Source organism: Melaminivora sp., from assembly GCF_032059615.1.
In the GTDB taxonomy this organism is placed as follows: domain Bacteria; phylum Pseudomonadota; class Gammaproteobacteria; order Burkholderiales; family Burkholderiaceae_C; genus Melaminivora.
Map to the genome: position 1 here is coordinate 18,761 of NZ_DAMCAM010000042.1, position 8,713 is coordinate 27,473.

Here is an 8,713-nt window from a genome sequence, read left to right on the forward strand (position 1 = left end):
TCAGGCTCCGGGCGTGCGCTTGCGCGCATCCGGCGCCGCGCCGTCCTGCGGCGCGTCGCCCCGCACCAGATGGAAGCGCAGGCTGAACGAGGCCACGCGGCGCTGGTCGCGCGGGCCCAGGGCAACGGTGGCGGCGACGATCTCCATCAGCTCCGGACGCGCGATCCAGGGCGCCGCGCCGGCCAGGTTGCGCAGCAGCTGCGAGATGCGCTCGTTGGACTGCGCCATGCCCTGCAGGGTGACGACCTCGCCGGCCTGCCTGAGGCTGGTGAGATAGACGCCGTCGGGCAGCTGCCGCACCAGTTCATTGAGCAGGTGCACGGGCAGGTTGCGGTCGCCCTGCAGCCCTTCCACAGCCTTCTGGCGGGCCTGCAGGGCGCCGATCTCCTCCTCCAGCGTGGCAATCTCCTTGATCTGCTGCTCCAGCGACTGGATCTCCGTGCGCAACAGGCCGTTGCGCTCCTGCTGCTCGGCGATGCGCGCCTGCAGCGACGCGTAGATCAGCGCGGCCAGCGCGAACCCGGCCAGCACCGCCACCAGCATGACCCGGTTGAAGGCCTGGCGCCGGCGCCGGCGCTCCATCTCGCGGTGCGGCAGCAGGTTGATCAGGATCACCGCAGGAACCTCCGCAGGGCCAGGCCGCAGGAGGTCAGATAGGACGGCGCCTCGCGCGCCAGCCGCGCGGGGCGCACGGCGGCGCCCACCAGCATGCGCTCGAACGGGTTGGCGACCAGGCAGGCGAAGCCCGTGTTGTGCTCGATCTGCGCGGCCAGGCCCGGCAGCGTGGCGCTGCCGCCGGCCAACAGGATGCAGTCCACCTGGTGGTAGGACGTGCTGGTGAAGAAAAACTGCAGCGCCCGCCCCAGCTCCTGCGCCAGGCTCTGCACGAAGGGCTGCAGCACGGCGGCGGCGTAGTCTTCGGGCAGCTCTCCGCTGCGCTTCCTGCGCTCGGCCTCCTCGGGCGTGAGGCCGTACTGGCGCACGATGAGCTGGGTGAGCTGCGCTCCGCCGAAGGCTTGGTCGCGCTCGTACAGCACGTCGTCGCTGCGGATGATCTGCAGGCTGGTGGCGAGCGCCCCGACCTCGAACAGCGCCACCACCGCATCGGCGCCGCGGTTGGGCAGGGTCTCGATGAGCCGGGTCGCGGCCAGGCGCGCGGCGTGCGACTCGATGTCCACGATCACGGCCCGCAGCCCCGCCGCCTCGGCCACGGCCTCGCGGTCCTGCACCTTGTCGCGGCGCGATGCAGCGATCAGCACCTCCACGTCGCCCGGGGCGTTGCGCGCCGGGCCGACCACGCAGAAATCCAGGCTCACCTCGTCGAGCGAGAAGGGAACGTACTGGCTGGCCGCCGACTCCGCCTGCACCTGCAGTTCCTGCTCGTCCATGTCGCCCGGCAGGCTGATGCGCTTGGTGATCACGGTGGAGGGGGGCAGCGCCAGCGCCACGTCGCGCGTGCGGGTGCCGCTGATCTTGACGGCGCGGCGCAGCACCTCGGCCACCTCGTCGAACCTCTCGATGCTGCCGTCGGTCACGCAGCCGCGCTCGAGCTGCTCGATGGCACAGCGCTCGAGCACCAGCGCACCCGCATCGTCGCGCCCGAGCTCCACCAGCTTGATGCTGGAGGGGCTGATGTCCACCCCCAGCAGGGGCGCGGGTTGGCGTCGAGGCAGCAGTCGCATCGCGGTCCAGGATCTCCCGTTGTCCGGTCTTGCCTGGCGCTGCAGAGCGCGCCAGCGCGTTTTGATCGATGCTATCAGCAAGCCCGCACGCCCACCAAGGTTGTACGCCCGTAGCCGTCGCCAGCGGGGCAGTTTTTATAATGCCCGGTTCCCCGCCGGCCCAGTTTCATGACGTCTTCCGATCCCAAACCCAACCAACCGACACCCCGTCCGTCCAAGCCCGCGCCCGGCATGCCGCGCTGGCTGCGCTGGCCCCTTCTCGCCCTGGCATGGCTGGCCGGCCTGGGGGTGGCGGCAGCCCTGGGGCTGGTGCTGGCGGTGGGGCTGGGACTGGCCGTGGCTTACCCCAATCTGCCCGACATCTCCGAGCTGGCCGACTACCGGCCCAAACTGCCGCTGCGCGTCTATTCCACGGAAGGGGCGCTGCTGGGCGAGTTTGGCGAGGAGCGGCGCAATCTGACCCCCATCGAGGAGATTCCGCCCGTCATGACGCAGGCGGTGCTGGCGATCGAGGACGCGCGCTTCTTCCAGCATGGCGGCGTGGACTACAAGGGCGTGCTGCGCGCGGCGCTGGCCAACCTGGGGCGCGTCAAGAGCCAGGGCGCCTCCACCATCACCATGCAGGTGGCGCGCAACGTCTATCTTTCGTCTGAAAAAACCTTCACGCGAAAGATTTACGAAATATTGCTCACCTTCAAGCTCGAGCACCTGCTGAGCAAGAACCAGATCCTCGAGATCTACATGAACCAGATTTATCTGGGCAACCGGGCCTATGGTTTTGCCGCTGCGGCCGAGACCTATTTCGGCAAGCCGCTCAAGTCGCTGACCATCGCCGAGGCGGCCATGCTGGCGGGCCTGCCCAAGGCGCCGTCGGCCTACAACCCCATCAGCAACCCCAAGCGCGCCCGCATGCGCCAGCTGCACATCATCGACCGCATGCAGGAAAACGGCTTCATCACCGCCGCCGAGGCCGCGGCCGCCAAGGAGGAGCCCATCCGCCTGCGCTCGCCCAGCAGCAGCAACACCCGCGTGCACGCCGAGTACGTGGCCGAGATGGCGCGCCAGCTGATCTTTGCGCAGTACGGCGCCGAGGCCTACACGCGCGGCCTGAACGTCTACACCACGCTGAACGCCGGCGAGCAGGAGACCGCCTACCACGCGCTGCGCCAGGGCATCATGGATTACGAGCGGCGCCAGCACTACCGCGGCCCCGAGCGCTTCGTGGCCCTGCCCGCCTCGGATGCCGAGGCCGAGGACGTCATCGACGACGCGCTGGCCAGCCACCCCGACAACGGCGACGTGCTGGCCGCCGTGGTGCTGGAGGCCAACGCCCGCAAGATCGTGGCCGCGCGCGCCGACGGCGAGAAGCTAGAGATCACCGGAGAGGGCCTCAAGCCCGCGCAGTCCGGCCTGTCCGACAAGGCGCCGCCCAACATCCGGCTGCGCCGCGGCGCCGTGATCCGCGTGGTGCAGACGCCGAAAAAGACCTGGGAGATCACCCAGCTGCCCGAGGTCGAGGGGGCGTTCGTCGCCATCGACCCGCGCTCGGGCGCCATCCGCGCCCTGGTGGGGGGTTTTGACTTCGACAAGAACAAGTTCAACCACGTCACCCAGGCCTGGCGCCAGCCGGGCTCGGCCTTCAAGCCCTTCATCTACTCGGCTGCCCTGGAAAAGGGCTTCACCCCGGCCACCGTCATCAATGACGCGCCGCTGTTCTTCAGCGCCGGAGTCACCGGTGGCCAGCCCTGGGAGCCCAAGAACTACGACGGCCGCTACGACGGCCCCATGACCATGCGCGCGGGCCTGGCGCGCTCGAAGAACCTGGTGTCCATCCGCGTGCTGCAGGCCGTGGGGCCGAAGGCGGCGCAGCAGTGGGTGGCGCGCTTCGGCTTCGACGCCGAGAAACACCCCGCCTACCTGCCCATGGCGCTGGGCGCGGGCTCGGTCACGCCCATGCAGATGGCCACCGGCTACTCGGTCTTCGCCAACGGCGGCTACCGCGTCAACCCCTATCTGATCGCCCGCGTGACGGACCACAAGGGCCGCATCCTGTCGAACTTCCAGCCGCCGCCGGTCGAGCAGAACCCGCGCGCCATCGACGCGCGCAACGCCTTCATCATGGACAGCCTGCTGCAGGAGGTCACCCGCTCGGGCACGGCGGCGCGCGCCCAGTCCATGCTCAAGCGCCCCGACCTGTACGGCAAGACCGGCACCACCAACGACGCGGTGGACGCCTGGTTCGCGGGCTTTCAGCCGACCATCACGGCCGTGTCCTGGATCGGCTATGACACGCCGCGCAACCTGGGCAGCCGCGAGACCGGCGGCGGCCTGTCCCTGCCGATCTGGATCAACTTCATGGACAAGGCGCTCAAGGGCGTGCCCGTGGCCGAGCCCACCGTGCCGGCCGGCGTGGTCAACGTGAGCGGTGAGTGGTACTACGAGGAATACGCGCGCGGCGGCGGCGTCTCCGCCGTGGGCCTGGAGGCGTCGGCGCCCTCGGAGGACGCGCCGCCCGCCTCGGCCGTCACGCCCCCACCGCCGCCCCCGGCCGAGGAGCGCAACCGCATCCTCGACCTGTTTCGCAACTGACGCGGAAGCGGGGGGCGGCCGTGGCCGCCCCGGCCGTCAGGCCCCGGCGAAGACCAGCGGCTGGCCGGCCTGGACGCTGGCATCGCGCGACAGGGCAGCGAAGAATTCCTCGCCCGAGCGCGTGTCCAGCCAGCGGCCGCCGTCGAAACGGTAGTGGTAGCCGCCCGAGCGCGCGGCCATCCAGACCTCATGCAGCGGCCTTTGCAGATTGATGATGATCTGGCTGCGGTCGGCGAAGGTCAGGGTGACCATGCCGCCGCTGCGCTGGCTGTCCAGGTCGCAGTCGGTCTCGTCGTTGATGCGGTCGCAGCCGCCCTCCACTGCCCGCAGCAGGGCCTCGGCGCGGTCCATGAATTCAAGATCAGTCATCACTACAATCGCTCGATGGTCACAAGCCGCCGGATTCTAGGCAAGATGTGCATGGCCCCTGTGCCGGGCGTGCATCGCAGGCCCGCACGTCTTGCGGCCATCCTCACCGCCCTGGCGGCGCTGTCTGCCCTGGCCGGCTGCGGCCAGAGCGGCCCACTGTACCTGCCCACCGAGCCCGCCGCCGCCCAGCGTGCCAGCCTGCCGCAGACGCTGCGCCCGGGCCCGGCCACGCGCACGGCGCCCCAGGCGGCGCCCGCCCCTTCTGCCTCTCCCCGTCCATGATCCCCTCCCCCCTGCCCGGCCAGCCCCAGCTGCATTACCGCGACCATTCGCTGTACCTGGAGGGCTGCCGCCTGTCCGACCTGGCGCGCGAGCACGCCACGCCGCTGTACGTCTATTCCCGCGCCGCCATGCTGGAGGCGCTGGCCGCCTACCAGCGCGGCTTTGCCGGCCGGCAGGTGCAGATCTGCTACGCCATGAAGGCCAACTCCTCGCTGGCGGTGCTGGAGCTGTTCGCCTCCCAGGGCTGCGGCTTCGACATCGTCTCGGGCGGCGAACTCGAGCGCGTGCTGGCCGCCGGGGGCGATCCGGCGCGCGTCATCTTCTCGGGCGTGGGCAAGACCCGCGCCGAGATGCGCCAGGCCCTGCACGCCGGCATCCAGTGCTTCAACGTCGAGAGCGAAGCCGAGCTGCAGGTGCTGCACGAGGTGGCCAGCGGCATGGGCGTGCGCGCGCCGGTCAGCATCCGCGTCAACCCCGACGTCGATGCGCGCACCCATCCCTACATCTCCACCGGCCTGAAGGGCAACAAGTTCGGCGTGGCCCACGACCGCACCCTGGCGATTTACCAGCACGCGGCGTCGCTGTCCGGGCTGCGCGTGGTCGGCATCGACTGCCACATCGGCTCGCAGATCACCCAGGAAGCGCCCTACCTGGACGCCATGGACCGCATGCTCGACCTGGTCGAGGCCATCGAGGCGGCGGGCATTCCCATCGGCCACCTGGACTTCGGCGGCGGCCTGGGCATCGACTACAACGGCGACACCCCCCCGGCGGCCGATGCCCTGTGGGCCAAGCTGCTGGCCCGGCTGGACGAGCGTGGCCACGGCGAGCGGGCGCTGATGATCGAGCCCGGGCGCTCGCTGGTGGGCAATGCCGGCGTCTGCCTGACCGAGGTGCTCTACCTCAAGCCCGGCGAGCACAAGAACTTCTGCATCGTCGATGCCGCCATGAACGACCTGCCGCGCCCGGCCATGTACCAGGCCTGGCACGCCATCGTGCCACTGGAGCAGGCGAGCACCGGGCCCGAGCGCCAGGCCAGCGTCTATGACGTGGTCGGCCCGATCTGCGAAAGCGGCGACTGGCTGGGGCGCGACCGGGCGCTGGCCGTGGCGCCGGGCGAGCACCTGGCCGTGCTGTCGGCCGGAGCGTACTGCGCCAGCATGGGCAGCACCTACAACAGCCGCCCGCGCCCGGCCGAGGTGCTGGTCGATGGCGACCAGGCCCACCTGGTCCGCGCGCGCGAGAGCGTGGGCGACCTGTTCCGGCACGAGCGACTGCTGGGCGCGGGGCGCTGAACCCGGGCGTTGCCAGGTTTCAAGCAAAAAAGGGCGCCAGTCGGCGCCCTTTCTCGATTTTCAGCTATGATTTTTGATGCGCACCGCGGCGCCGCAGCAGGGGCCGGGCCAGGAGCAGCGCCGCCACGAGGGCGATGTACAGCCAGACCTCGGCAAAGTCGTTCTTGCCCGCGCGCATCCACCAGAAATGCAGCAGCGCCAGGGCCGCGATCAGGTAGACGCTGCGGTGCAGGCGCTGCCAGCGGCGCCCGCCGAGCCAGCGCATGGCGCGGTTGAACGAGGTGGCCGCCAGCGCCAGCAGCAGGGCGAACGCGCCCATGCCGACCAGGATGAAGGGCCGCCGGGCCACGTCGCGTGCGATCTCGCCAGCCTCCAGCCCCATGTCGAAGCCGGCGTAGGCCAGCAGATGCAGGAGCGCGTAGAAGAAGGTGAACAGCCCCAGCATGCGCCGCAGCCGCGCCAGCGCCGGCACCCGCAGCGCCAGGCGCAGCGGCGTGACGGCCAGCGTCAGGCACAGAAAGCGCAGCGTCCAGTCGCCCAGGGCACGGATCAGCGCCTCGGCCGGGTTGGCGCCCAGGCGGTCGGCGGCGGCGCCCCAGACCAGCCAGGCCAGCGGCAGCAGGCACAGCACGAAGACCCCGAGTCGCACCCCGGGTGCCAGCAGCCACTGCCCGCGTGGCGCCGCCCTGCCCTGGCCCGCAGGCACCGCCATCAGTAAAACTTCTTCAGGTCCATGCCGGCGTAGAGTGGGCCGACCTGCCCCTCGTAGCCGTTGAACGGCAAGGTCTTGCGCTTTTTGGCAAACAGCCCGTCCTCGCCGATGCGCCGCTCGGTGGCCTGGCTCCAGCGCGGGTGCGGCACGTCGGGGTTCACGTTGGAATAGAAGCCGTATTCGTTCTTCGCGGTCTTGTTCCAGGCAGTGGCCGGCTCATGCTCGACGAAGCGGATCTTCACCAGGCTCTTGGCGCTCTTGAAGCCGTACTTCCAGGGTACGACCAGACGCACCGGCGCGCCGTTTTGCGGCGGCAGGACCTCGCCGTACATGCCAAAGGCCAGCAGGGTGAGCGGGTGCAGGGCCTCGTCCAGGCGCAGGCCCTCGGTGTAGGGCCAGTCGAGGATGCGCGAATTCACGCCCGGCATGGCAGCCTTGTCGGCCAGGGTCACGAACTCGACATACTTGGCGCTGCCCTGCGGCTCGACGCGGCGGATCAGCTCGGCCAGCGAATAGCCCGCCCACGGGATGACCATGGACCACCCCTCGACGCAGCGCAGCCGGTAGATGCGCTCTTCCTGCGCCGAGAGCTTCAGGAGCTCGTCGATGTCGAAGGTGCGCGGCTTGTGGACCAGGCCCTCGACCGTCACCGTCCAGGGCCGGGTCTTGAGCGTGCCGGCGTTCCGGGCCGGGTCGCCCTTGCCGCTGCCGAATTCATAGAAGTTGTTGTAGCTGGTGGCGTCCTGGTAGCTGGTGACCTTCTCCATGGTCACCCCGCCGGCCAGGGCGCTGCGCCGCGCGGGCAGCGTCGGCTGGCGGCCGGGCGGCGGGTACAACGCCTCCTCGGCCAGGGCGGCGCGTCCGGCCCAGCTGGCCAGGGCTGCCCCAGCCGCGCCGCCGGCCAGCTGGCGCAGCAGGGCGCGGCGGCCCGTGTAGGCGGCGCGAGGCGTGATCTCACTCGGGAAGGGGTGCAGAAAACCGTTGTCGCGCGGGCGAATCAGCATGGCAGGCTCCAGGGGCAGGTCAGGCGCCCAGTCTGCCGCAGGCCGCCCGCCCCTTGCGGGTGCAGGGGCGGCTTGCTCTGATTTTGGTAGCTGCAAGCCGGCGCCTGTGCTGCGTTTACGGCATAAAACAGCCGCAAATGACAGCGCATCAACGGCACACAGCTAGCAATTTCATAGCGTACCGTAGCTGTGCAGCCCCGACAGGAACATGTTCACGCCCAGGAAGGCGAACGTCGTCACCGCCAGGCCGGTCAGCGCCCACCAGGCCGACAGGGTGCCGCGCAGGCCCTTCATGAGGCGCATGTGCAGCCAGGCGGCGTAGTTCAGCCAGACGATCAGCGCCCAGGTCTCCTTGGGGTCCCAGCTCCAGTAGCCGCCCCAGGCCTCGGCCGCCCACAGCGCGCCCAGCACGGTGGCGATGGTGAAGAAGGCAAAGCCCACGGCGATGGACTTGTACATGACGTCGTCCAGCACTTCGAGCGCCGGCAGCTGCGCGGCGATGCGCCGGCGCGCCATCAGGATGCCGCCGACGATCAGCGCCGAGATGCCGAAATAGACCATCCAGTAGCTGCTGCCGCCGGCAGCCGCGTCCTGGCGGAAGGCCAGCGGCTCGAAGCACAGCACGATGCCCAGCAGCCACAGCGGCGCGAGCTTGTACCAGCGCGTCTCGCTGGCCTGCTGCTTGATGAGATACGCGAAGGCCACCATGGCCGCCAGCGCGAAGGTGCCGTAGCCGATGAAGTTGGCCGGCACGTGCAGCTTCATCCACCAGCTCTTGAG

Annotated in this window: 9 protein-coding genes; 3 read left to right on the top strand and 6 right to left on the bottom strand. The window is 70.0% G+C overall.

The genetic code is table 11. From position 1 onward, the window contains the following. Entirely contained in the window at positions 1 to 615 is a 615-nt protein-coding gene (locus RT051_RS10360; protein ID WP_313076101.1) for a PilN domain-containing protein, read from the bottom strand. Continuing rightward, positions 612 to 1,682: a pilus assembly protein PilM gene (locus RT051_RS10365; protein ID WP_313076103.1), complete on the bottom strand. Its 1,071-nt coding sequence runs from the start codon at positions 1,680 to 1,682 to the stop codon at positions 612 to 614. Before RT051_RS10365 ends, RT051_RS10360 begins: the two co-directional genes overlap by 4 nt. A 231-nt stretch (positions 1,683 to 1,913) precedes the next feature. Between RT051_RS10365 and RT051_RS10370 the strand changes: the two genes are divergently transcribed. Further along, complete coding sequence (locus tag RT051_RS10370) at positions 1,914 to 4,271, top strand: penicillin-binding protein 1A (RefSeq protein WP_313076120.1); 2,358 nt, start codon at positions 1,914 to 1,916, stop codon at positions 4,269 to 4,271. 36 nt (positions 4,272 to 4,307) lie between these two features. On the opposite strand, the gene cyaY is transcribed toward RT051_RS10370, so the two are convergent. Then, a complete protein-coding gene (gene cyaY / locus RT051_RS10375; RefSeq protein WP_313076106.1) occupies positions 4,308 to 4,640 on the bottom strand; it encodes an iron donor protein CyaY in 333 nt (110 codons plus the stop codon). Between the two features lie 51 nt (positions 4,641 to 4,691). Between cyaY and lptM the strand changes: the two genes are divergently transcribed. Further along, positions 4,692 to 4,922 carry an LPS translocon maturation chaperone LptM gene (lptM, locus tag RT051_RS10380; protein WP_313076108.1) on the top strand — a complete coding sequence of 77 codons (231 nt, stop codon included), beginning with the start codon at positions 4,692 to 4,694 and terminating at the stop codon, positions 4,920 to 4,922. Beyond that, entirely contained in the window at positions 4,919 to 6,217 is a 1,299-nt protein-coding gene (lysA, locus tag RT051_RS10385) for a diaminopimelate decarboxylase (RefSeq protein ID WP_313076110.1), read from the top strand. Before lptM ends, lysA begins: the two co-directional genes overlap by 4 nt. A 64-nt stretch (positions 6,218 to 6,281) precedes the next feature. On the opposite strand, the gene RT051_RS10390 is transcribed toward lysA, so the two are convergent. The 3 genes from RT051_RS10390 to ccsB form a co-directional block, all read right to left on the bottom strand. Further along, entirely contained in the window at positions 6,282 to 6,929 is a 648-nt protein-coding gene (locus tag RT051_RS10390; protein ID WP_313076113.1) for a protein-methionine-sulfoxide reductase heme-binding subunit MsrQ, read from the bottom strand. Next, on the bottom strand, positions 6,929 to 7,933 hold the full coding sequence (gene msrP / locus RT051_RS10395) for a protein-methionine-sulfoxide reductase catalytic subunit MsrP (protein WP_313076117.1): 1,005 nt from the start codon (positions 7,931 to 7,933) through the stop codon (positions 6,929 to 6,931). The genes RT051_RS10390 and msrP overlap by 1 nt, the downstream gene beginning before the upstream one ends. Positions 7,934 to 8,104: 171 nt before the next feature. After that, positions 8,105 to 8,713 (bottom strand): c-type cytochrome biogenesis protein CcsB (gene ccsB / locus RT051_RS10400; protein ID WP_313076119.1); only part of this gene is annotated, 609 nt, incomplete at its 5' end.

Excerpts from the sequence above, each read along its gene's own strand:
- RT051_RS10390 (WP_313076113.1), bottom strand. The coding sequence starts at position 6,929 with ATGGCGGTGCCTGCGGGCCAGGGCAGGGCGGCGCCACGCGGGCAGTGG.
- lptM (WP_313076108.1), top strand. The coding sequence starts at position 4,692 with ATGGCCCCTGTGCCGGGCGTGCATCGCAGGCCCGCACGTCTTGCGGCC.
- RT051_RS10365 (WP_313076103.1), bottom strand. The coding sequence starts at position 1,682 with ATGCGACTGCTGCCTCGACGCCAACCCGCGCCCCTGCTGGGGGTGGAC.
- msrP (WP_313076117.1), bottom strand. The coding sequence starts at position 7,933 with ATGCTGATTCGCCCGCGCGACAACGGTTTTCTGCACCCCTTCCCGAGT.
- RT051_RS10370 (WP_313076120.1), top strand. The coding sequence starts at position 1,914 with ATGCCGCGCTGGCTGCGCTGGCCCCTTCTCGCCCTGGCATGGCTGGCC.
- cyaY (WP_313076106.1), bottom strand. The coding sequence starts at position 4,640 with ATGACTGATCTTGAATTCATGGACCGCGCCGAGGCCCTGCTGCGGGCA.
- lysA (WP_313076110.1), top strand. The coding sequence starts at position 4,919 with ATGATCCCCTCCCCCCTGCCCGGCCAGCCCCAGCTGCATTACCGCGAC.